Origin of the sequence: Streptomyces sp. AM8-1-1 (assembly GCF_032229325.1) — a bacterium.
GTDB classification, from domain to species: Bacteria; Actinomycetota; Actinomycetes; order Streptomycetales; family Streptomycetaceae; genus Streptomyces; species Streptomyces achmelvichensis.
Genome location: NZ_CP135086.1, coordinates 2,442,881 through 2,465,125 on the forward strand (window position 1 = coordinate 2,442,881; position 22,245 = coordinate 2,465,125).

General features: G+C 70.9%; 20 protein-coding genes. 10 read left to right on the forward strand and 10 right to left on the reverse strand.

What is annotated here, in order from left to right; genetic code table 11:
* Positions 1-48 precede the first annotated feature (48 nt).
* Positions 49-177, reverse strand: coding sequence for a hypothetical protein (locus RPQ07_RS10910; RefSeq protein ID WP_313943907.1), 129 nt, complete (start codon positions 175-177; stop codon positions 49-51).
* A 496-nt stretch (positions 178-673) separates the two neighbouring features.
* On the opposite strand from RPQ07_RS10910, the gene RPQ07_RS10915 reads away from it, so the two are divergent.
* The 6 genes from RPQ07_RS10915 (at position 674) to RPQ07_RS10940 (ending at position 5,535) form a co-directional block, all read left to right on the forward strand.
* Entirely contained in the window at positions 674-1,246 is a 573-nt protein-coding gene (locus RPQ07_RS10915; protein WP_313943908.1) for a CDP-alcohol phosphatidyltransferase family protein, read from the forward strand.
* Entirely contained in the window at positions 1,243-2,106 is an 864-nt protein-coding gene (locus RPQ07_RS10920) for a phosphatidate cytidylyltransferase (RefSeq protein ID WP_313943909.1), read from the forward strand. Before RPQ07_RS10915 ends, RPQ07_RS10920 begins: the two co-directional genes overlap by 4 nt.
* Positions 2,107-2,303: 197 nt before the next feature.
* On the forward strand, positions 2,304-3,443 hold the full coding sequence (locus RPQ07_RS10925; RefSeq protein ID WP_413777831.1) for a lysophospholipid acyltransferase family protein: 1,140 nt from the start codon (positions 2,304-2,306) through the stop codon (positions 3,441-3,443).
* Between the two features lie 196 nt (positions 3,444-3,639).
* A complete protein-coding gene (locus tag RPQ07_RS10930) occupies positions 3,640-4,095 on the forward strand; it encodes an SRPBCC family protein (RefSeq protein WP_313943911.1) in 456 nt (151 codons plus the stop codon).
* Positions 4,092-4,445, forward strand: coding sequence for a metalloregulator ArsR/SmtB family transcription factor (locus RPQ07_RS10935; RefSeq protein WP_313943912.1), 354 nt, complete (start codon positions 4,092-4,094; stop codon positions 4,443-4,445). The genes RPQ07_RS10930 and RPQ07_RS10935 overlap by 4 nt, the downstream gene beginning before the upstream one ends.
* Before the next feature lie 244 nt (positions 4,446-4,689).
* On the forward strand, positions 4,690-5,535 hold the full coding sequence (locus RPQ07_RS10940; protein WP_313943913.1) for a DUF1206 domain-containing protein: 846 nt from the start codon (positions 4,690-4,692) through the stop codon (positions 5,533-5,535).
* Between the two features lie 187 nt (positions 5,536-5,722).
* Here RPQ07_RS10940 and pruA read toward each other — a convergent pair whose 3' ends face one another.
* Both pruA and RPQ07_RS10950 read right to left on the reverse strand, forming a co-directional pair.
* A complete protein-coding gene (gene pruA, locus RPQ07_RS10945; RefSeq protein ID WP_313943914.1) occupies positions 5,723-7,354 on the reverse strand; it encodes an L-glutamate gamma-semialdehyde dehydrogenase in 1,632 nt (543 codons plus the stop codon).
* Between the two features lie 40 nt (positions 7,355-7,394).
* On the reverse strand, positions 7,395-8,321 hold the full coding sequence (locus tag RPQ07_RS10950; protein WP_313948856.1) for a proline dehydrogenase family protein: 927 nt from the start codon (positions 8,319-8,321) through the stop codon (positions 7,395-7,397).
* Between the two features lie 179 nt (positions 8,322-8,500).
* Here RPQ07_RS10950 and RPQ07_RS10955 point away from each other — a divergent pair, with 179 nt between their 5' ends.
* The gene (locus tag RPQ07_RS10955) at positions 8,501-9,697 is read left to right on the forward strand and encodes a helix-turn-helix domain-containing protein (protein WP_313943915.1); all 1,197 of its coding nucleotides are present in this window, start codon (positions 8,501-8,503) and stop codon (positions 9,695-9,697) included.
* Positions 9,698-9,864: 167 nt separating this feature from the next.
* Positions 9,865-10,848, forward strand: a complete 984-nt coding sequence (locus tag RPQ07_RS10960) for a phosphotransferase family protein (protein ID WP_313943916.1) — start codon at positions 9,865-9,867, stop codon at positions 10,846-10,848.
* An 80-nt stretch (positions 10,849-10,928) separates the two neighbouring features.
* On the opposite strand, the gene RPQ07_RS10965 is transcribed toward RPQ07_RS10960, so the two are convergent.
* A complete protein-coding gene (locus RPQ07_RS10965; protein WP_313943917.1) occupies positions 10,929-11,081 on the reverse strand; it encodes a hypothetical protein in 153 nt (50 codons plus the stop codon).
* 3 nt (positions 11,082-11,084) lie between these two features.
* Here RPQ07_RS10965 and RPQ07_RS10970 point away from each other — a divergent pair, with 3 nt between their 5' ends.
* Positions 11,085-11,339, forward strand: a complete 255-nt coding sequence (locus RPQ07_RS10970) for a hypothetical protein (RefSeq protein WP_313943918.1) — start codon at positions 11,085-11,087, stop codon at positions 11,337-11,339.
* Between the two features lie 68 nt (positions 11,340-11,407).
* Here the strand turns inward: RPQ07_RS10970 and serA are convergent, their stop codons facing one another.
* The 6 genes from serA to RPQ07_RS11000 form a co-directional block, all read right to left on the reverse strand.
* Complete coding sequence (serA, locus tag RPQ07_RS10975) at positions 11,408-13,000, reverse strand: phosphoglycerate dehydrogenase (RefSeq protein WP_313943919.1); 1,593 nt, start codon at positions 12,998-13,000, stop codon at positions 11,408-11,410.
* Between the two features lie 287 nt (positions 13,001-13,287).
* A complete protein-coding gene (ilvC, locus tag RPQ07_RS10980; RefSeq protein ID WP_313943920.1) occupies positions 13,288-14,289 on the reverse strand; it encodes a ketol-acid reductoisomerase in 1,002 nt (333 codons plus the stop codon).
* A gap of 104 nt (positions 14,290-14,393) precedes the next feature.
* Positions 14,394-14,918, reverse strand: a complete 525-nt coding sequence (gene ilvN, locus RPQ07_RS10985; RefSeq protein ID WP_005311534.1) for an acetolactate synthase small subunit — start codon at positions 14,916-14,918, stop codon at positions 14,394-14,396.
* Between the two features lie 34 nt (positions 14,919-14,952).
* On the reverse strand, positions 14,953-16,821 hold the full coding sequence (locus RPQ07_RS10990; RefSeq protein WP_313943921.1) for an acetolactate synthase large subunit: 1,869 nt from the start codon (positions 16,819-16,821) through the stop codon (positions 14,953-14,955).
* A 219-nt stretch (positions 16,822-17,040) separates the two neighbouring features.
* On the reverse strand, positions 17,041-19,851 hold the full coding sequence (locus tag RPQ07_RS10995) for a putative bifunctional diguanylate cyclase/phosphodiesterase (RefSeq protein WP_313943922.1): 2,811 nt from the start codon (positions 19,849-19,851) through the stop codon (positions 17,041-17,043).
* Between the two features lie 316 nt (positions 19,852-20,167).
* Complete coding sequence (locus tag RPQ07_RS11000) at positions 20,168-21,118, reverse strand: 2-hydroxyacid dehydrogenase (protein WP_313943923.1); 951 nt, start codon at positions 21,116-21,118, stop codon at positions 20,168-20,170.
* An 89-nt stretch (positions 21,119-21,207) separates the two neighbouring features.
* Here RPQ07_RS11000 and RPQ07_RS11005 point away from each other — a divergent pair, with 89 nt between their 5' ends.
* Complete coding sequence (locus tag RPQ07_RS11005) at positions 21,208-22,206, forward strand: aldo/keto reductase (RefSeq protein WP_313943924.1); 999 nt, start codon at positions 21,208-21,210, stop codon at positions 22,204-22,206.
* The last annotated feature ends 39 nt before the right edge of the window (positions 22,207-22,245 follow it).

Genomic DNA, 22,245 nt, shown 5'->3' on the forward strand with positions numbered 1-22,245 from the left:
GACGTCCACCATCTGGACGATGGTGGAGTCATGGCGGAGCGGGAGAGCTCAGTGGCCGGTGGAGCCACCGTTGTCGCGGCGGTCCAGGGCCCGCTGCAGCGCGGCGGCTGCGTTCTTGCGGTCGGACTCGCTGGTGCGGGAGGTGTGACGGACTCGGCGGGCGGTCGCAGCGCGCATGATGATCGACTCCTTGAGATCGGAAAGATTTCGAGGCGCCGGAGGGCGGGGAGCGTGCCGCAGGGGTTACCTGCCGGGGGCACGAGCTCACTGCCGCCATTCGCTGGATCGAGCGAGACGTTCGGCTTCTACAAAGCTAGGACAGGTACGCGCTCCTGTCTCTACAAGTAGTCGGACTTCCTACTATATGAGACGGCGATCATGGAACGAGTCCTCCGGAGGCATCGTCAAAAGCGCGCACCGGACGGTGTTTCACCTGGTCAGGAGCGTCCGCCCGGGCCTTTGACGGTCCGCCGCACGTGCACGGCCCGACGGCCGAAGATCACCACACATGGCAGCTTCCAGGAGCGGAGAAGTGCTCGGCCGGGGACACCAGGCCCAGGTCCCCCCTCGCCCCGGAGACCGCACCGCCCACGGGATCCCCCGGCGGATACTCAGGGCGATTTGAGTACGCGGCTCGTGGTGAAGGCCCGGCTCCGGGACGACAGTTGGCCCCATGAACGGCCTCTACGCTCTCAAGCCCTGGTACGCGGCCCGGCTCTCCGGGGTCCGTGGCGCGCTCGCCCGTCGTGAGGTGTCGCCGGACACCCTGACGGCAGCCGGTGTGCTGTGCGCCGCCGGCGCGGCCGGAGCGCTCGCCTGGCTGCCCGCACCTCTCGCCGTCCTTCCGGTCGCCGTGCTCCTCGCGGCCCGGCTCGGCTTCGCCAACCTCGACGGTGCACTGGCCCGGGACACCGGCCGTACCACCCGGCGCGGCGCGGTCATCAACGAACTCGGCGACCGGGCAGCCGACTTGGTGGTCCTCGCCGGATTCCTCACCCTGGCGCCGCTGTGGCTGGTGGCCGTGGCCGCGCTGGCCGCGACGCTGCCGTCCTGGGTGTCTCTGGCGGGCGCGGCCGCGGGTGCTCCGCGCCGCAACGGCGGCCCGGTCGGCAAGACCGAACGCTGCCTCCTGGTGGCCGTCGCCGCCGCGACGGGCTGGGCGACGCCCGTACTGATCGTCATCGCCGCCGGTTCCGCGCTCACCGCGCTGATCCGGCTCGGGTGGCTCCGGAAGGAACTCGCATGAGCGCGGTCGTAGTGGCGGGAGAAGCGGTGGGCCGGGCGGTGCCGTTGGTCGCGGGTGCTCTCGGGGCCGGTGGCCTGGCGGTCGCCGCTCTGCCGTCCCGGGTGCGGATGCGGGCCGAACTGCGGCGGCGCTGGCGGACCTGGGCCCTTGCCGCGCCCGTATTCCTGGGCGCGCTGTTCCTCGGCGCGGCCGGGGCGTTCGCGCTGGCCGCCGCGCTCGGCGTGATCGCGGCCGGCGAGTACGTACGGATGGCGGGGCTGAGGCGCGCCGATCACGCGGTGCTCGTGGCCGCCTCCGTCGTCCTGCCCGGGCTCGCCTGGCTGCTGCCGCGGGCGCTCGATCTCCGGTCCGCCGCGCTGCTGCTGGTGGTGGCCGCGCTGCCGCCGCTGCTCGCCGGGGACCACGCCGCGGGCTTCACCCGCGCCTCACGGACCGTGTTCGGACTTCTGTGGATTCCGGTCGCCCTGACCGGTCTGGTGACGCTCGGCGAGACGGCGGTGGCGGTGGGCCTGGCCGTGGCGCTCGGCGACGTGGGGGCCTGGTGCGGCGGTACGGCGCTGGGGCGGCGCGGCCCGCTCGCCGCACCCCTGTCCCCCCTCTCCCCCAACAAGACCTGGGCGGGCGTCCTGGGTGCCGGTGCGGCGACCGCCCTCGCCCTGCTGGCGGTCGGGTCGTTCTCGGCCCTGCTGTGGGCGGCGGTGCTGACGGGGTGCGTACTCGGCGATCTTCTGGAGTCCATGGTCAAGCGGGAGGCGGGGGTGAAGGACGCCGGTAGCTGGCTCCCGGGGTTCGGCGGACTGCTGGACCGGATCGACTCGCTGCTCCCGGCGCTCCTGCTCGCGATGGTGGTGACGGCGTGACGGCAAGGGCTCGTGCCGCAGGGCACGCGACAGCCTCACCCCCGGCGCTGCGGGCCCGGGTCCGGCCGCGGCGGGGCCACGGGGGTGCCGTGCGACGGCTCCCCCGGACCTCCCGGCGGACCCCCGTCGTAGGCGAGAGCGCTCGCCCCGGCGCCCCGGCGCCTCACCCCGCACCGGCCACCTCCCGTACGGCCGCACTGCTCCGACGCGCCCTGTGGTGGTGCGTCCTGACGCTGACGGGCGGGGTGGAGCGCCGCGGCCACCTGCCGCGCGGCGGCTGTGTCGTCGTCGCCAACCACTCCTCGCACGCCGACACGGCAGCTCTGCTGGCCGTGCTCGACTCCCGGCACAGGCCCGCCATCGGCGCCGCGGCCGACTACTGGTTCGCCTCGCCGTGGCGGAGCAGGGTCTGCCGCCGCCTCGCGGCCGGCTTCCCGGTCCGCCGCACCGGCGGCGGTATGGACGATCTCCTCGCGACGGCCGGCGCGTTGCGGGCCGGACGCGCGGTCGTCCTCTTCCCCGAGGGCACCCGCGGCGACGGCGGCGTCGGTTCCTTCCACCGCGGAGCGCTGGTGCTCGCCGAGAGCGCGGGTGTGCCGGTGGTGCCGGTCGGCATCGCGGGCACGGACCGGCTGCTGCCCAAACACGGGCGGCTGCGTTCGTCGCTGGTGCGCGTGCGGATCGGGGCGCCCCTGCCGTCCCGGGTCACCCCGGAGGAGGCACGGGCGGCGGTGGCCGCGCTGCACGGGCGGACGAACGCCGAGTCGCTGCGGGACTCCCGTTCGCGCAGGCGGGTGGCGGCCGTGGTGACCTCGCGCTGGGGGCTGCCGATCGCGTTCCTGTGGGCCTTCGCCGAAGCGCTGAGCTGGCCGCTGATGCCGGAACTGCTGCTGGCGGTCGCCTGCGTGGCGGTCCCGCGGGCGGCTCTCCGTCTCTCGGTGGGCGCGCTCGCCGGCAGCCTGGCGGGCTCGCTGCTGGCGCTCCAACTGGCGGGCGCGGGGGTGCAGATGCCCGCACCTCTGACGACGGAACGGATGCGGGCGCAGGTGCGCCAGGAGCTCTCGCTCGAATCCGCGGACGCGGTGCGGCACCAGCCGTGGAACGGCATCCCGTTCAAGGTGTACGCCGCGGAGGGCGGGCGCGCGGACGTACCGCCCGGCTCGTGGCTGACGTCGGCGGCGGCGGCCCGCGGCTCGCGCACGCTGACGGTGGGCCTGGTCTGCGCCGCGCTGGGGCTGCTGCTGCGCCGGTACCGGCGGTTCTACGGCTCGTATCTGGTGGTGCTGGGCGGCGGGTTCACCCTCGCCCTTTCCCTGATCGTCTCCGGCTGGCGGTGATCCGGTCAGCGGGCGTCCGACGGCGACGAAACGGGGGAACCGCGGGATCGGGTCCGGACATCGCGATGCGAGGCATGCCGCTTCCCGAAGCACCCACCCGGCACCGACGAGGCAACGCGCAACCGATGGGTTGCACCATCCACCATGACGTGCAACCATTGAGTAGCACGTCATGGATGAACCGGAGGTGGAAGCCATGACCGAGAACCGGATCGAACGAGAGATCAGCATCGCGGCGCCCGTCGAGCGGGTATGGGCGGTACTCACGGAGCCGGAGCACGTCGGCAGCTGGTTCGGGCAGGGCAGTCCGACGCCCGTCGACCTGCGCCCGGGCGGCACCATGCACCTGGACCACGGCGAATGGGGACAGTTCCCGACGACCATCGTCACGGTCGACCCGCCGAACCACTTCTCCTACCGGTGGGCGAGCGCGTACCCGGGCGAGCAGGCGGTGGAGGGCAACTCCACGCTCGTCGAGTTCACTCTCACCCCCGAGGGCGACGGCACCCATCTGCGCGTGGTGGAGACCGGCTTCGCCGAGCTGGTCATCCCCGAGGACAGGAAGGAAGGGGCGTCGTACGAGAGCCACTCGCAGGGCTGGAGCGAGCAGGTCGTGAACGTCCAGAAGTACGCGGAGCAGCTCGCGGCATGACGGAGGCCGACCAGGATGCCGTGACGGAGGTCCTGTCCGCGCTGGCGGACCCGACCCGCCGCCGGATACTCGACGCGATCGCCGCCCACGGCGAGGCGACCGCCACCGTCCTGGCCCGGGAGCTGCCGGTCAGCCGGCAGGCGATCGTCAAGCACCTCGCGGTCCTCACCCGGGCCGGCCTCGTCGCCGGCCACCGGGAGGGCCGCGAGGCGCGCTACACGGTCCTGCCCGCGCGGCTGAACGTCACGGCCCGCTGGATGAACCGGGTGGCGTCCGAGTGGGACTCCCGGCTGGCGGCGATCAAGCGGCTGGCGGAGGACACCGAAGGGAACACCGCCGCGGGCGCATAGGGTCCGTCGTTCGGATCAGGCCGGCGAACGACGGACCCTGGCCGGCTCCGGTGAACCCACCGCCCCGTGCGGTGGGTTCACGGAACGGCCGGGCCGGGGCGGTCTCAGAACACCGACGCGCGGCACGCCACGCGTGTGCTCGGCCTCCCCTCGCGTCACGCAGCACCCCCTCCCGACGAGCCGCCTGGTGACCTCCCGGTTTTCACGCAGGTCCGCAGGGCACCCGCGTACGGGAGGTTCACTGATGAACGCACGTGCGTTGACGCTTCGTGGACACATGACGGCCCGTCGGGCGGCGAACAGCTCTGCCATGGACGTGGCAGCCCGCTGGGGTTTCGTCGCCCGCGGGGTGATCTATCTGCTCGTGGGCATTCTCGCCCTGCAGATCGCCTTCGGTGACGGGGGGAAGCAGGCCGACCGCGGCGGCGCGCTCGCCGAGTTGTCGGAGAAGCCCATGGGGTCCGTGATGCTGTGGGCGGTGGGGATCGGGCTGGTCGGGATGGCGCTCTGGCGTCTGTCGGAGGCGCTGTTCGGAGCCGCCGGGCCCGACGGCCACAAGACGCACAAGCGGCTGCTGTCGGCGGGCCGTTTCCTCTTCTACGGCTTCGTCGCCTACTCCGTACTGGCGTTCGCCGCGGGCGACCGCAGCAGCGGCGGAGGCGGCGGGTCCTCGGACCAGCAGTCGCAGGACATCACCGCGCGGGCGCTCGAACTGCCCGCGGGCCAGTGGCTCGTGGGCATCGGCGGAGTCGGCATAGCCGTCGCCGGTATCTGGGTCGGCGCCCGGGCCGCCATGCGGAAGTACCACAAGCATCTCAAGCTCGGCGAGATGTCCCGCAGGACCCGTCAGCTCGTCGATGTCACCGGCGTGGGCGGCGGCGCGGCGCGCGGCGCCCTCTTCACGGCGATCGGGGTGTTCGTCGTACGGGCCGCCGTCGACTACGAACCGGACAAGGCCAAGGGCTTCGACGACGCTCTCCGCTCCTTCGCCGACACCCCGGTGGGGCCGTGGCTGCTGGCCGTGATCGCCATCGGACTGGCACTGTTCGGCGTCTTCTCGTTCGCGATGGCCCGCTGGCGGAAGGTCTGAGGTTCGCCGATTCCAGGCCCGGACCGGGTCTGCGGACCCGGTCTTCCGAGCCGGTCTGACCCAGTCTTCCGACCCGGTCCGACCCGGTCTTCGAGCAAGTCCCAGAACCGAGGGCGCACATTGAAGCCGCCCCCGTGCCGGCGTGGGGGCCGGGACGGGGGCGGAGTGCTGGGGGCGACGGAAACCGTCAGCCCATGTGCGGGTAGCCGTACTCGGTCGGCGCGACCAGCGTCTCCTTGATGGCGCGGGTCAGCGTCCAGCGCATCAGGTTCTGCGGGGCACCGGCCTTGTCGTTGGTGCCGGAGGCCCGGCCGCCGCCGAAGGGCTGCTGGCCGACGACGGCGCCGGTCGACTTGTCGTTGATGTAGAAGTTGCCCGCGGCGTACCGCAGCTTCTCCATCGCGTGAGCGGCGGCCGCGCGGTCGTTGGCGATGACCGCACCCGTCAGCGCGTAGGCCGACACCGACTCCATCTGCTCCAGCATGGCCTCGTACTGGTCGTCCTCGTAGACGTGGACCGCGAGGAACGGACCGAAGTACTCGGTGGTGAAGACCTCGCTCGCGGGGTCCGAGCACTCGACGACGGTCGGGCGGACGAAGTAGCCCACCGAGTCGTCGTAGGTGCCGCCGGCGACGATGGTGCAGCTGTCGTCGGCCTTGGCCCGGTCGATCGCGGCCTTGTTCTTGGCGAAGGCACGCTCGTCGATGACGGCGCCGATGAAGTTCGTCAGATCGGTGACGTCACCCATCTTGATGCCGTCGACCTCGGCCGCGAACTCCTCCTTGAAGCCGGAGTTCCAGATGGAGGCGGGGATGTACGCACGCGAGGAGGCCGAGCACTTCTGGCCCTGGAACTCGAAGGAGCCACGGGTCAGCGCGGTCTTCAGCACGGCGCGGTCGGCGCTCGGGTGCGCGACGACGAAGTCCTTGCCGCCCGTCTCACCGACGATGCGCGGGTAGGAGCGGTACTTCTCGATGTTGTTGCCGACCGTCTTCCACAGGTGCTGGAAGGTCTTGGTCGAGCCGGTGAAGTGGATACCGGCCAGCTCGGGGTGGTTCAGCGCCACCTCGGAGACGGCGATGCCGTCGCCGGTCACCAGGTTGATGACACCCTTGGGCAGGCCCGCCTCCTCCAGCAGCTGCATCAGCAGCACGGCGGCGTGGGTCTGCGTCGGGGACGGCTTCCACACGACCACGTTGCCCATCAGGGCGGGGGCGGTGGGCAGGTTGCCGGCGATCGCGGTGAAGTTGAAGGGCGTGATCGCGTAGACGAAGCCCTCGAGCGGCCGGTGGTCCAGCCGGTTCCACACGCCCGGAGAGTTGGCGGGCGGCTGCTCGGCCAGCAGGTCACGGGCGTAGGAGACGTTGAAGCGCCAGAAGTCGACGAGCTCGCACGGGGTGTCGATCTCCGCCTGCTGCGCCGTCTTGGACTGGCCCAGCATCGTGGAGGCGGCGAGCGTCTCACGCCACGGGCCGGCCAGCAGCTCGGCGGCGCGCAGGATGATCGCGGCACGGTCGTCGAAGGACATCGCACGCCACGCCGGCGCGGCGGCGAGCGCGGCGTCCACGGCGTCCTGCGCGTCCTGCTGGGTGGCGGCGGCGAAGGTGCCGATGACCGCCTTGTGGTTGTGCGGCTGGACGACGTCGACCCGCTCGCCACCGCCCATCCGACGCACACCGCCGATGGTCATCGGCAGGTCGATCGGGTTCTCGGCCAGCTCCTTGAGCTTGGCCTCCAGGCGGGAGCGCTCGGGGGTGCCCGGCGCATAGGAGTGGACCGGCTCGTTGACCGGCGCGGGGACCTTGGTCACAGCGTCCATGGGTGCCGAATCTCCTTAATCAGTAGGTCAGTTGGGGGGTTCAGCCGCGGCTGACCAGCGAACGCAGGAAGAACGCCAGGTTGGCGGGGCGCTCCGCGAGGCGGCGCATGAAGTATCCGTACCAGTCGGTGCCGTAGGCGATGTAGACACGCATCCGGTGACCCTCGGCGGCCAGCCGGTGCTGCTCCGCCTCCCGGATGCCGAACAGCATCTGGAACTCGTAGTCGTCGAGCTTGCGGCCGGCCCGGCGGGCGAGCTCCTGGCTGATGGAGATGATCCGCGGGTCGTGGGACCCGACCATCGGATAGCCCTCACCCTCCATCAGGATCTTCAGGCAGCGGATGTACGCCTTGTCGACCTCGGCCTCGTCCTGGTACGCGACGGACGCGGGCTCCTTGTAGGCGCCCTTGACCAGCCGCACGCGCGAGCCCGCATCCGCGAGGGCCCGGCAGTCGTCCTCCGTACGGAAGAGGTACGACTGGACGACCGCGCCGGTTCCCGGGAAGCGCTCCCGCAGATCGGCGTGGATGGCCAGGGTCGAGTCGACGGTGGTGTGGTCCTCCATGTCGAGCGTCACCGTGGTGCCGATCTCGGCGGCGGCCTCGACGACGGGGGTGACGTTCTTCAGGGCGAGGTCGTGGCCCCCGGGGAGCGCCTGGCCGAAGGAGGACAGCTTCACCGACATCTCGGCGCGGGTGCCGAGGCCGAGCGGCTTCAGCGCCTCGATGAGCTCCAGGTAGGCGTCCCGGGCTCGCAGCGCCTCGGTCGGGTCGGTGATGTCCTCGCCGAGGACGTCCAGCGTGACCTCGAGACCGCGGTCGGCCGTGTCCTGGACGACGGGGATCGTCTCGCGGACCGACTCGCCGGCGATGAAGCGGTTCACCACGGGCTTGGTGACCGGGGCGGCCGAAACGACGCGGCGCATCTTGTCGCTGCGCGACGCGGCGAGGATCACGGGACCCAGCACGGGGACCTCCACGGAGAGTACGGACAGGGCCGGCTCGGCCCGCGGTGAACGGATCCGGAACGGCACGAAGAACCACCGTGAAACCTAAGGATCGCTCCGATCGTCTGCCATCGACAGCTGTCACGCATCCGTGTCCGCGATCTCATACATATGTCTGAAGGGCGTGCCAGAATATCGGCATGAAGGGCGACTACCAGGAACTCGTGGACGAGATCTCGGCGCTGCTGGCCGTTCCGGCGACGCTGGAGAACCGCGATTTCGGGCTGATCGCCTTCGGTGCGCACGACAGCGACGACGACACCGCGATGGACCCGGTCAGGACCCGTTCGATCCTCACCCGCAAGTCGACACCCGCTGTCCGCGCCTGGTTCGAGGGCTTCGGCATCACCCGGGCGACCGGTCCGGTCCGCATCCCGGCCTCCCCCGACGCGGGGGTGTTCCGGGACAGGATCTGCCTGCCCGTACGCCATCGGGGCATCGTGCTGGGTTACGTCTGGCTGCTCGACGCCACGCCGGGCCCGACCCCCGCGCAGTTGTCGGCGGCCATGGAGGTCACCGAACGCATCGGCACCCTGCTGGCGGACGAGGAGCGTGCGGGCGCGGACCTGTCGCGGGAGTTCCGTGCGGTGCTGACGGCGGAGCGCGACTGGCATTACGACATGGCGGTCGCGGACCTGCGCACGGCGCTCGGGAGCGGTCCGGGCCCGGAGGGCCCGCACGCGGTGGTGTGCGTGTCGCCCTGGCCGGCCGAGGACGCGCCCGCGCCGCGCTCCCTGCCGGGGGTGGCGGCCGTGTCCACGGTGCCCCGGTCCGGCGCGCTCCCGGCCCCGGCGTCCGCCGAGGCGGGCGCCCGGCTCGCCGCCCTGGTGCGACTGCGGACCGCCGAGTCGCCCGCCCCCGCGCTCGCCGTCGCCGAACGGCTGCTCGCGGCGGCCGGTACCGCGACCGTCGGGATCGCTCGCGCCCGTCAGGGGCTCACCGGCCTCAACGCGGCCTGGCAGGAGGCGACTTCGGCCGCCCGGGCCGCCCGTGCGCAACCCCGTCTCGGGCCGGTCGCGCAGTGGTCGGAGATCGGCCCGTACCGCATGCTGACGGCGCTGCCCGCGGAGACGACCCACGACCCCGTGGTCGCCGCCCTGTTGACCGGCTCCCACACCGAACTGGCCCGTACCGTCGAGGAGTTCCTCGACTGCGCGGGCCAGGCGAGCCGCACGGCGTCCGCGCTCGGCATCCACCGGCAGACGCTCTACTACCGTCTCTCCCGCGTCGAACAACTCACCGGCCTCGACCTCTCACAGGGCGAGGACCGCCTGCTGCTCCACATGGCGCTCAAGGCGGCGCGGCTCCAGGGAGGTCCGGGATCCGCAGTTTCGTGAGCACTTCCGCGTGATCATGGGCACCGTTCGAGCACTTCCGCGTGCGGGCTCGCCCGATCCATCAGCCAAGTCCCAGGCGTCGACAAGGCAGTTGGCTTCTTGGCTTCCAGATCACCGACGCTCCGGACCAAGGGACCGTCCGCCGATGACGTGGATAACCTGCTGCCATGGTTGCGGGCGAGGAGATGGTGCACACCGGCGCAGATCCTGATGGCCAGGGCTGGGGCGCGACGCGCGCTTGGGTGGAGAAGAGGCTGTCCGGGTCGGAGCACATCGCAGGGGTTGCGAGACTGCGTGGCGGTTGGACGTCGGAGATGCGCCGTCTGGACATCTGTGGGCCGAGCGGCAGACGCTCGCTGGCCCTGCGGTCGTTCGTCAAGCCCTTCTTCGTCCGCCATGCGGAGGGGTTGCTCACCCGCGAGGCAGCTGTTCTGCGCCTGCTGGGCGGAACGAATGTGCCTGCGGCCACGCTGATTGCCGTGGATGCGACGGCGCAGTTCTGCGACCACCCCTCCTTGCTGATGTCCTTGCTGCCCGGCAGCGTCCGCCTGGGAGACGCGGGGGCCGGCCGGCGCGCCGAACTTCTGGCCGGCCAGTTGCAGCGCATCCACCGGCTGTCGGTGACCGAAGAGGACCGGCCTCGCACCTACCAGGCGTGGACTGCTCCTGACCGGGTGACCGTGCCCGAAGACACGCAGCAGCCCGACCTGTGGCAATGGGCTGCGGACGTGATCCGCCGCGAGCCCCCGGACTACCAGGCCTGCTTTCTGCACCGAGACTTCCATCCCGGCAATGTCCTCTTCGCGGGCGACGGCAACAGTCTGCGGATCAGCGGTGTCGTCGACTGGGTGGAAACCTCTTGGGGACCGGCCGACCTGGACGTGGCCCACTGTTCGACGGCCCTCGCGTTGCTGCACGGGGTGCCCGAGGGCATGCGCTTCGCCGACCTGTACGCAGCGGCAGGAGGCAGGCTGTCCGAAGACCGCGCCGCCCATCTCTACTGGCGACTGCTGGACGCCCTGGCCTACGCTCCGGACGCCGAGAAGCTTGCTGCCCCCTGGCGGGAGCTGGGCCGTGCCGATCTGACCTCCACGGTGCTGACCAGACGGCTGGAGGGGTACCTTCAGGCTCTTTTCGACCGCTACGCCTGAACCCCGCGTCGGCGGCGCACACTTTCGCGGAACATTCAGGAGTCCCGGCCGCCCGCCCCCTGACCGCTGGTGAAACGCCGTCAGCCGCGGTCCTCCATCACGGCCCGCAGCCCGTTCGTCAGGTCGTCGGCGGACGAGGCGGTGTCCGGGTCCACCAGCCACTGGATCATCACGCCGGCCAGTGGCGCCTGGTAGAACAGGCCCGCCACCCGGGCCTTCTCGGGATCCGCCACCGGGTGGACGCGGTCCGCGAGACGCTGGGCGGGGCGGCCGCCGTCGCCGGTCAACTGCCGGGCAGGCTCGGCGAATCGGTGCTGGCGGTGGCCCGCGACGCCTTCGTCCACGGCATGCAGCTCGCGGCCGTCGGCGCGGCCGTCGTGCTGGTCGCGGCCGCGGTCCTGGCCGCCACCCTGCTGCGGAACGCCACTCCCCCGCAGACGGTGCGAGCGGCACACGACCCGGGACGGGACGGCCCGGCCGGCGCCCGCTGACACGGAGCAACGCGAAGGGCCCGGCTCACTCCGGTGAGCCGGGCCCTTCGGCGTACAACGACAGGCGGTCAGTCGGTGAGGTTCACCGAACGGGCCGAGACAGCGCCGATCTCGTCCGCGATCTCGGTCAGCACCTGCTGCGGCACGGTGTCGTCCACGGTGAGCACGACGAGCGCCTCGCCGCCCTCCTCCGCACGCGACACCTGCATGCCCGCGATGTTCAGTCCGGCCTCGCCGAGGATCCGGCCGACGGTGCCGACGACACCGGGGCGGTCGTCGTAGCGCAGGACGACCATGTGGTCGGCGAGCGCCAGGTCGATGTCGTGGTCACCGATCGCGACGATCTTCTGGAGGTGCTTGGGACCGGCCAGCGTGCCGGAGACCGCGACCTCCTCGCCGCCCGACAGGGTGCCGCGGACGGTGACGACGTTGCGGTGGTCCGGCGACTCGGAGCTGGTCGTCAGGCGCACCTCGACACCGCGCTCCTGCGCGAACAGCGGGGCGTTGACGTAGCTGACGGTCTCGTCGACGACGTCCTCGAAGACACCCTTGAGCGCGGACAGTTCCAGCACCTTGACGTCGTGCTGGGTGATCTCGCCGTAGACCTCGACGTCGAGACGGACCGCGACCTCGCCCGCGAGCGCGGTGAAGATCCGGCCGAGGCGCTCGGCCAGCGGCAGACCGGGCTTGACGTCCTCGGCGATCACGCCGCCCTGGACGTTGACCGCGTCCGGGACGAGTTCACCAGCGAGCGCGAGACGCACGGAGCGGGCGACCGAGACGCCGGCCTTCTCCTGTGCCTCGTCGGTGGAGGCGCCGAGGTGCGGGGTGCAGACGACCTCGTCCAGCTCGAAGAGCGGGGAGTCGGTGCAGGGCTCCTTGGCGTACACATCGAGGCCGGCACCGGCGACGCGGCCCTCCTTGAGCGCCGAGTACAGCGCCTCCTCGTCGACGATCCCGCCGCGCGCGGCATTGACGATGCGGACGGTCGGCTTGACCTTGTGCAGCGCCTCGTCACCGATGAGACCGAGGGTCTCGGGGGTCTTCGGCAGGTGGACGGTGATGAAGTCCGAGACCTCGAGCAGCTCGTCGAGCGAGAGGAGCTTGACACCCATCTGCGCGGCCCGCGCGGGCTGGACGTAGGGGTCGTACGCGACGATCTTCATGCCGAAGGCGGACATCCGCTGCGCGACCAGCACGCCGATGCGGCCGAGGCCGACGACGCCGAGGGTCTTCTCGCTGAGCTCGACACCCGTGTACTTGGACCGCTTCCACTCGCCGTTCTTCAGGGCGGTGTTGGCCTGCGGGATGTTGCGGGCCGTGGCGACCAGCAGACCGCAGGCGAGCTCTGCCGCGGTGACGATGTTGGACGTCGGCGCGTTGACGACCATCACGCCGGCCTTGGTGGCGGCGGAGACGTCGACGTTGTCCAGTCCGACGCCGGCGCGCGCGACGACGCGCAGCTTCCGGGCCGCGGCGATGGCCTCGGCGTCCACCTTGGTGGCGGAACGGACGAGAATCGCGTCCACATCGGCGATGGCGGGGATCAGCTCCGCGCGGTCGGCGCCGTTGCAGTGCCGGATCTCGAAGTCCGGGCCCAGCGCGTCGACGGTGGCGGGCGACAGCTCTTCAGCGATGAGTACGACAGGTTTCGAGCTCACGTGTGTCCTCACAAGTCCATGGGGCCCCCGCCCGTGCGCCACGCGCTACGGGGGAGAGCGGCCGTCCCGACGGCCGCAGGCGGTGGAGGGGCAAGCCGCGTGGAAGACGCACGACACTGTGGGCCTGACGCGTATGTGTTGAGAAGTGTAGTGGTGCTTCGGCGCAGGTCTTACGCCTCCGAGGCAGGATCACCCGTCCGTGGTCAGCCGGAATGGAGCAGCGGCCGGACCGCGGCGGGGTGTGCGACGGGGGCCGGGACTCTGTTGTCCCGGCCCCCGTCCGCGGCTCACGCCTCGTCGTTGTCGACCCAGCTCATGAGCTTGCGCAGCTCCTTGCCGGTGGTCTCCAGCAGCGACTCGCTGTCGGCCTTCTTGTACTCGTTGTACTTCTTCAGACCGCCGTGGTACTCGTCCATCCAGTTCTTGGCGAAGGTGCCGTCCTGGATCTCGGCGAGAACCTTCTTCATCTCGGCCTTGGTCTGGTCGTTGATGATCCGCGGGCCGGTGATGTAGTCGCCCCACTCGGCGGTCTCGGAGACCGACCAGCGCATCTTCTCCAGGCCGCCCTCGTACATGAGGTCCACGATCAGCTTCAGCTCGTGGAGGCACTCGAAGTACGCGATCTCCGGCTGGTAGCCCGCCTCGGTCAGGGTCTCGAAGCCCGCCTTGACGAGCGCGGACGCACCGCCGCAGAGAACGGCCTGCTCGCCGAAGAGGTCGGTCTCGGTCTCCTCGGTGAAGGTCGTCTTGATGACACCGGCGCGGGTGCCGCCGATGCCCTTGGCGTACGACAGCGCCAGCTCGAAGCCCTTGCCCGTGGCGTCCTGCTCGACGGCGGCGATACACGGAACGCCGCGGCCCTCCTCGTACTGACGGCGGACCAGGTGGCCCGGGCCCTTCGGGGCGACCATGGCGACGTCGACACCGGCCGGCGGCTTGATGAAGCCGTAGCGGATGTTCAGGCCGTGGCCGAAGAAGAGCGCGTCGCCGTCCTTGAGGTTGTCCTTGATGGACTCCTCGTAGACCTGGGCCTGGATGGGGTCCGGGACGAGGATCATGATGACGTCGGCCTCGGCGGCGGCCTCGGCCGGCGTCACCACGCGCAGGCCCTGCTCCTCGGCCTTGGCCTTGGACTTGGAGCCCTCGTGCAGACCGACGCGGACGTCGACGCCCGAGTCACGGAGCGACAGCGCGTGGGCGTGGCCCTGGCTGCCGTAGCCGATGACCGCGACCTTGCGGTTCTGGATGATGGACAGGTCGGCATCGTCGTCGTAGAACAGCTCGGCCACTGGAATATCTCCTTGGTGTGCAGGTGTGCGTCCCACCGTACGGCGGGGTCGGGGGCGGAAGTGCGACGGTCTCGCGATGCGAGCAGAGCGCGGGGCGGGCGCTGTCAGGCGCTGCGGTCCAGAGCACGCAGGGACCGGTCGGTGATGGACCGGGCACCGCGCCCTATGGCGATCGTGCCGGACTGGACGAGCTCCTTGATGCCGAACTGCTCCAGCATCTTCAGCATCGCCTCGAGCTTGTCACTCGAACCGGTGGCCTCGATGGTGACCGCCTCGGGTGAGACGTCCACGGTCTTGGCGCGGAACAGCTGGACGATCTCGACGATCTGCGAGCGCGTCTCGTTGTCGGCGCGGACCTTCACCAGCACGAGTTCGCGCTGGATCGCGCCGCCCGGTTCGAGCTCGACGATCTTCAGGACGTTGACCAGCTTGTTGAGCTGCTTGGTCACCTGCTCCAGCGGCAGGTCCTCGACATTGACCACGATGGTGATGCGGGAGATGTCGGGGTGCTCGGTGACGCCCACGGCGAGCGAGTCGATGTTGAAGCCGCGGCGGGAGAACAGGGCGGCGATCCGGGCGAGGATGCCGGGCGTGTTCTCGACCAGAACGGAGAGCGTGTGCTTGGACATGGTCGGTTTCTCTCTACTCGTTCTCTGGGCGCGCTCAGTCGTCTTCGTTGTCGCCGAAGTCGGGGCGGACCCCGCGGGCGGCCATGACCTCGTCGTTGGAGGTGCCGGCGGCGACCATCGGCCACACCATGGCGTCCTCGTGGACGATGAAGTCGATCACGACCGGGCGGTCGTTGATCGCGTTCGCCTCGGCGATGACCTTGTCCAGATCGTCCGGGGACTCGCAGCGGATCGCGTGACAGCCCATGGCCTCGGACAGCTTGACGAAGTCCGGGACGCGGGTGCCGCCGCTGGACTGGCCCGCGACGGCGATGCCGTTCTCGGGGCCGGAGTGCAGCACGGTGTTGGAGTAGCGCTGGTTGTAGAACAGGGTCTGCCACTGGCGGACCATCCCCAGGGCGCCGTTGTTGATGATGGCGACCTTGATCGGGATGTTGTTGAGCGCGCAGGTGGTCAGTTCCTGATTGGTCATCTGGAAGCAGCCGTCGCCGTCGATCGCCCAGACGGTGCGGTCCGGCATGCCGGCCTTGGCACCCATCGCGGCCGGGACCGCGTACCCCATGGTTCCGGCGCCGCCGGAGTTGAGCCAGGTGGCGGGCTTCTCGTAGTCGATGAAGTGCGCGGCCCACATCTGGTGCTGGCCGACGCCGGCGGCGAAGATCGTGCCCTCGGGCGCGAGTTGTCCGACGCGCTGGATGACCTGCTGCGGGGACAGACTGCCGTCGTCCGGCTGGTCGTAGCCGAGCGGGTAGGTGTCGCGCCAGCGGCTGAGGTCCTTCCACCAGGCGCTGTAGTCGCCGGTGCGGCCCTCGCTGTGCTCGGCCTGGACGGCCAGCACCAGGTCGGCGATGACCTCGCGGGCGTCGCCGACGATCGGGACGTCGGCTGTGCGGTTCTTGCCGATCTCGGCCGGGTCGATGTCCGCGTGCACGATCTTGGCGAACGGGGCGAAGCTGTCCAGCTTGCCGGTGACACGGTCGTCGAAACGGGCTCCGAGGGCGACGATCAGGTCGGCCTTCTGCAGCGCGGTGACGGCGGTGACCGCTCCGTGCATGCCCGGCATTCCCACGTGCAGCGGGTGGCTGTCGGGGAACGCGCCCAGCGCCATCAGGGTGGTGGTGACGGGGGCTTCGGTGAGCTCGGCGAGAACCTTCAGCTCGGCGGTGGCGTTGGCCTTCAGAACCCCGCCGCCGACGTACAGGACGGGCCGCTTGGCCTGGGTGATGAGCTTGGCGGCCTCACGGATCTGCTTGGCGTGCGGCTTGGTCACCGGACGGTAGCCGGGCAGGTCGGTCTGCGGCGGCCAGCTGAAGGTGGTCCGCGCCTGCAGGGCGTCCTTGGCGATGTCGACGAGGACGGGACCCGGGCGGCCGGTGGAGGCGATGTGGAAGGCCTCGGCGATGGTGCGCGGGATCTCGTCGGCGTTGGTGACCAGGAAGTTGTGCTTGGTGATCGGCATCGTGATGCCGCAGATGTCCGCCTCCTGGAAGGCGTCCGTGCCGATGGCCTTGGAGGCGACCTGGCCGGTGATCGCGACCATGGGGACGGAGTCCATGTGCGCGTCGGCGATCGGGGTGACCAGGTTGGTGGCGCCGGGGCCCGAGGTGGCCATGCACACGCCGACCTTGCCGGTGGCCTGCGCGTATCCGGTGGCGGCGTGCCCCGCGCCCTGCTCGTGGCGGACCAGGACGTGGCGCACCCGCTGCGAGTCCATCATCGGGTCGTACGCGGGGAGGATGGCGCCGCCGGGGATGCCGAACACGGTGTCGGCCCCCACTTCCTCGAGAGAGCGGATGAGGGACTGCGCGCCCGTGACGTGCTCAACTGCAGCGGTCTGGTGTCCGCCGGTACGGGCCCGCGGCTGCGGATGGTGGGCCCCGGTGGCCTGCTCGGTCATCGGCATTCTCTTCTCGAAGCTGAGGGTTTATGCGAGGACTGCTCGTTTTGTGCGGTATGACAGTGGTGCCGGTGCAACAAAAAACCCCTCGTGCCATGAGGCAAGCGAGGGGAGCGCGTCGGGAGGGGTCTGCGGGCCGTCATGGCCCACTCAGCCGACGCGCTTTCCAAGTACGAGAATTCGGGTGCGCATGGCACAGACCCTCCCCCCGACGCGGGGGGAGTGTCAAGTGGGTGGGACGCGCGTCTCACCATGTGATCCGCTCTGAGCCGGTAGAGCGCCACCCGTCAGCACCGGCAGAGCGATGCCGCCGGGCACCGGGAACTCGTCGCGGACCAGCGCTCTGCGCAGCCGGTACTCGTCCAGCGCGCCGGAGAAGGCCATGCCCTGACCGTGTGTGCATCCCATGGCGCGCAGCGCGAGAACCTGCTCCGGCACATCCACCCCGTCGGCCACGGACTGCATCCCGAGGTCGCAGGCGATGCGCAGCAGACCGCTGGTGATCTTGTGCAGACGCGCCGACTCGACGACGCCCTCGACCAGTCCTCTGTCCAGCTTCAAGACGTCCACCGGCAGTCTGCGAAGGGCGTTGATGGCGGCATAGCCGCTGCCGAAGCCGTCGAGGGCGATCCGCACGCCCAGCCGGCGCAGCGAGACGAGGCGCTGCTCCAGCTCGTCGAACGAGATCCGTGGATCGCTGTCGGCCAGTTCGATGATCAGCGCGCCCGACGCCAGTCCGTGCCGGGTCAGCAGCGCCTCGATGGAGCCGAGCGGCATCGATCTGTCCAGCAGTCCCCGCGCGGAGATACGGACGGAGACCGGTACCCGGTGGCCGATTCTGCTGCGCTCGGCGGCCTGCTCCACCGCTTCCTCCAGCAGCCAGCGGCCGAGCTCCGCGGTGCGGTCGCCGTCGTCGGCGACCCGCAGGAACTCCGCGGGCGTGAACAGGATGCCCTGGGTGGAGCGCCAGCGGGCCTGCGCCGCGACGGCCTCGATCCGGCCGGTGGCCAGGCTCACCACCGGCTGGTGGAGCAGCGCGAACTCGCCCTCGTGCAGCGCGCTGCGCAGCCGGGCGGCGAGTTCGGAGCGGCGGACCACCTCGGCCTGCATCTGGGGTGCGTACAGCTCGACGCGGTCCTTGCCGCCGGCCTTCGCGCGGTACATGGCGAGGTCGGCGTTGCGCATCAGGTCGGTGGGGGTGATCGAGGGCTCGGCGAAGGCCACCCCGATGGAGGCGGCCACCCGCACTTCGCTGCCGTCGATGCGGTACGGCTGCGAGAGCGTGAGACGCAGCCGGTCGGCGATCTCGCGGACCTGGGACTCACGGGCCGACTCGTCGCGGGTGCCGTCACCGAGGATCAGGGCGGCGAATTCGTCCCCGCCGAGCCGCGCCGCGGTGTCCCCCGCGCGGACGGACTCGGCCAGCCGGCGGGCCGCCTGGATCAGGAGCTCGTCGCCCGCCTGGTGGCCGAGGCGGTCGTTGACCCCCTTGAAGCCGTCGAGGTCGATGAAGAGCACGGCCGTGCCCGGGTCCCCGGACCGCCGGCCGGTGAGGGACTGCCGGACGCGCTCGGTGAACAGCGCCCGGTTCGGCAGGTCGGTGAGGGGGTCGTGTTCGGCGTTGTGCTGCAACTGGGCCTGGAGTCTCACCCGTTCGGTGACATCGCGGCTGTTGAAGATCAGGCCGCCCTGGTGCCGGTTGACCGTGGACTCCACGTTGAGCCAGTCGCCGGTGCCGGAGCGGAAACGGCACTCGATCCGGGTGGTGGGCTCCTCCGCGGGGGGAGCGGCGAGAAATCGCCGCACCTCGTGGACGACACGTCCGAAGTCCTCGGGATGGATGAGCGAGGCCAGTTCCGAACCGATGAGCTCGTCCGCCTCCCGGCCGTACACACCGGCGGCGGCGGGGCTCACATAGCGCAGGATCCCGGTGGAGGCCGCGATCATGATGACGTCGCTGGAGCCCTGTACCAGGGAGCGGAAGTGGTTCTCCTTCTGCGCCAGTTCATGGGTGAGCGCGATGTTGTCGAGGAGCATGATGCCCTGCCGGACCACCAGGGCGAGCACCACCGTGCAGCCGGTCAGGACGACGACACGGTCGACCCTCCGGCCCTCGACAACGTTGTAGAGGATGCCGAGGGTGCACACCGCGGCAGCGAGGTAGGGCGTGAGCGCGGCCAGGGAGCCCGCGACCGGGCGGCTGGGCAGACGGGGGCCTCGCGGTCCTCCGGGCGCTTCTGCGGTACGCCGCGCGCCCCAGGGTGCGTAGGCCAGCAGCAGTGAGCCGGCGAACCAGCCCGCGTCGAGGATCTGGCCCGAGCGATAGCTCTCCCGCAGCAGGGGGGAGGTGAACAGCGCGTCGCACAGCACGGTCAGGGCGAGCGCGGCGATGGCGGTGTTGATGGCGGAGCGGTTGGTGGCCGAGCGCCGGAAGTGCAGTGCGAGCACCATGCTGACCAGCACGATGTCCAGCAGCGGATAGGCCAGGGACAGCGCGGCGGGCGCCACGCTCGCCTCCTGGACCTGCGTGGAGTGGGCGAGCGCGAGGCTCCAGGAAAGGGTCAGCAGCGAGCCGCCGATCAGCCAGGCGTCGAGGGCGAGGCAGACCCAGCCGGCCCGGGTGACGGGGCGCTTGGCGAGGACCAGGAGCCCGACGATGGCGGGCGGCGCGAAGCAGAGGAAGAACAGATCGGCGATGGACGGGCTCGGTACCTCACGGTCGAGCACGACCTCGTACCAGCCCCACACGGCGTTCCCCGCGGATGCCATGGCGGAGGAGACCGCGAACAGCACCCAGGCGGGACGAAAGCGGCTCTGCCCGCTGCGCGCATAGAGGAAGCAGGAGACCGCGGCGACCAGGGCGGCGGCACTGAGGCCGAAGTCGCCCATGATCAGCGCCAGTTCGCGGGAGCCCCAGCCGAAGGCCGCGCCCACGCCGTATGCCGCGCAGACGCCGGCCAGGACCAGTTGCGGGACCAGCCCCGAGCCCTTGCCGGGGACCGCCCGGCGGGCCATGAGCGCTCCCGGCGCGCTCACCGCGCCACTCCTCGCGGAGCCGGCGTCGCACCGCCGCCCGGAGGAGGGTGCAAGGGTGGTCGTCGGCGGCCCTGCCGCGTCGGATCGTTCGTCCATTGGCCGTACATCGCCCGTCGCCCCCCTCGAAGTCTGCTCGGCAGTCAGGTCGCGTCACTGCGCCGCCCCTCGCCCGGCACAGCCCCCGAGTCCGGACGATACACCAGGATCGTCACTCTGGGATATAGCCCCTCTACTCTCCGTGACCGTCTCTCGTGTCACCGGCACGCGCTGCAACCGAGTGACTTCACAGAGTTTCCGCATGTGGCGGAGTGTTCGTTCATTCAGTTGTGAGCACGACGTTGCGTACGGGGTCCCCTGCCGCGAATCGGGTGACTTGTCCGGCCAGCAGCCGCTTGGCACGCGGCATGAACGCCGAAGTGGAGCCGCCGACATGGGGGCTGATGAGTACGCCGGGAGCGTGCCACAGCGGATGCCCGGGCGGCAGCGGCTCCGGGTCGGTGACGTCCAGGGCGGCCGTCAGCCGGCCGCTGCCGAGCTCCGCGAGGAGGGCCTCGGTGTCGACGACCGGGCCGCGCGCGACATTCACCAGAAGGGCGCCGTCCTTCATCTCGGCGAGGAAGCCCGCGTTCACCAGGCCCTTCGTCGACTCGGTCAGGGGCGTGGACAGAATGACCACGTCCGCTTGCGGCAGCAGGGCCGGCAGATCGGTCAGTGCGTGCACCTCGCCGCGCTCCGAAGCGCGTGCGGAGCGCGCGACGCGCGCCACCCGCGCGCATTCGAATGGCACGAGCCGGTCCTCGATCGCCGCTCCGATCGAGCCGTACCCGACGATGAGCACCGACTTGTCGGCCAGCGCCGGATAGAAGCCCGCCCGCCATTCCTCCTTGTCCTGACCATGGACGAAACCGGGGAAGCCGCGCAGGGAGGCGAGGATCAGGGCGAGCGTGAGCTCGGCGGTCGACGCCTCGTGGACGCCCTGGGCATTGCACAGCCGTACACCCGGCGGCAGCGAGCCCACGCCCGGCTCCACATGGTCGATACCGGCGGAGAGCGTCTGCACGACCCGTACGGAGGTCATGGCGGACAGCGGACGCACCGCGACCTCCATGCCCTTCATGTAGGGGACCGCGTAGAAGACGCAGTCCGCCGGGTCGGCGGGGAAGTCCGGACCACCGTCCCAGAAACGGTAGTTCAGACCGGACCCGGCGGGGTCCGGGAGCCCGTCGATCTCGCCGGCCGGAATGGGGAGCCACACGTCTGAAGTCATGGTCAGGAGGCTAATGGTCGTGAGGCTGCGCGCAGGGCGGGCCGGCGCATTGGTTAGTTTGGGGTCGGCCGACGGAGGGATACGGGCAGTTGGAGCGCAGGACAATCGGTGCGGCGGCTCTCGAGACGGGTGCCGTCGGACTCGGCTGTATGCCGATGAGCTGGGCGTACAGCACCTCCGAGCAACGCGGCGACCGCTCGCTGCGGACGGTGCACGCCGCGCTGGACGCCGGCTCCACGCTGCTGGACACGGCCGACATGTACGGGCCGTTCACCAATGAACTGCTGGTCGGCCGGGTGCTGAAGGAGCGCCGCCGCGACGCGTTCGTCTCGACCAAGGTCGGCCTGCTCGTCGGTGATCAGCACGTGGTCGCCAACGGCCGTGCGGGCTATGTGAAGCGGGCCTGCGACGCATCGCTGCGCCGGCTCCAGACCGATGTGATCGACCTCTACCAACTGCACCGCGCCGACCCCGAGGTCCCCGTCGAGGAGACCTGGGGAGCGATGGCGGAACTGGTGGGCGCCGGGAAGGTGCGCGCGCTGGGACTGTGCGCGGTCGGGGCCCGTGCGTCGCGGCGCTCCGGCGCGCATCTGTACGAGGGAACGATCCGCCAGCTGGAACGCGTCCAGCAGGTCTTCCCGGTCAGCGCCGTGCAGGCGGAACTGTCGGTGTGGTCCCCGGACGCGCTGGAGCGGCTGCTGCCGTGGTGCGAGGCGCGCGGAGTGGGCTTCCTGGCGGCCATGCCGCTGGGGAACGGGTTTCTGAGCGGGACGCTCACGCCGGGGCAGGGTTTCGAGCCGGACGACGTACGGGCACGGCATCCGCGGTTCACGGCCGAGATGATGGCGGCGAACCAGCCCGTCGTCGCCGGCCTGCGGCGGATCGCGGAGCGGCACGGCCCGGACACCACTCCCGCGCAGGTGGCACTGGCCTGGGTGCTGGGCCGGGGGCGGCATGTGGTGGCCGTCCCGGGGGCGAAGCGGGAGCGATGGGCGGTGGAGAACGCGGACGCGGTGCGGCTGGCGCTGTCGGCCCGGGACGTGGCGGAGGTCGCGGGACTGCCGCCGGCACGCGGATCTTGGGACTGACGGCAACTCGTGCGGTCCGGTCGGGAAGATCGGGAACCT

Excerpts from the sequence above, each read along its gene's own strand:
- pruA (WP_313943914.1), bottom strand. The coding sequence starts at position 7,354 with ATGGACGCTGTGACCAAGGTCCCCGCGCCGGTCAACGAGCCGGTCCAC.
- RPQ07_RS10990 (WP_313943921.1), bottom strand. The coding sequence starts at position 16,821 with ATGCCGATGACCGAGCAGGCCACCGGGGCCCACCATCCGCAGCCGCGG.
- RPQ07_RS10960 (WP_313943916.1), top strand. The coding sequence starts at position 9,865 with ATGGTTGCGGGCGAGGAGATGGTGCACACCGGCGCAGATCCTGATGGC.
- RPQ07_RS10935 (WP_313943912.1), top strand. The coding sequence starts at position 4,092 with ATGACGGAGGCCGACCAGGATGCCGTGACGGAGGTCCTGTCCGCGCTG.
- RPQ07_RS10915 (WP_313943908.1), top strand. The coding sequence starts at position 674 with ATGAACGGCCTCTACGCTCTCAAGCCCTGGTACGCGGCCCGGCTCTCC.
- RPQ07_RS11000 (WP_313943923.1), bottom strand. The coding sequence starts at position 21,118 with ATGACTTCAGACGTGTGGCTCCCCATTCCGGCCGGCGAGATCGACGGG.
- RPQ07_RS10930 (WP_313943911.1), top strand. The coding sequence starts at position 3,640 with ATGACCGAGAACCGGATCGAACGAGAGATCAGCATCGCGGCGCCCGTC.
- RPQ07_RS10940 (WP_313943913.1), top strand. The coding sequence starts at position 4,690 with ATGAACGCACGTGCGTTGACGCTTCGTGGACACATGACGGCCCGTCGG.
- RPQ07_RS10955 (WP_313943915.1), top strand. The coding sequence starts at position 8,501 with ATGAAGGGCGACTACCAGGAACTCGTGGACGAGATCTCGGCGCTGCTG.
- ilvN (WP_005311534.1), bottom strand. The coding sequence starts at position 14,918 with ATGTCCAAGCACACGCTCTCCGTTCTGGTCGAGAACACGCCCGGCATC.
- RPQ07_RS10910 (WP_313943907.1), bottom strand. The coding sequence starts at position 177 with ATGCGCGCTGCGACCGCCCGCCGAGTCCGTCACACCTCCCGCACCAGC.
- RPQ07_RS10920 (WP_313943909.1), top strand. The coding sequence starts at position 1,243 with ATGAGCGCGGTCGTAGTGGCGGGAGAAGCGGTGGGCCGGGCGGTGCCG.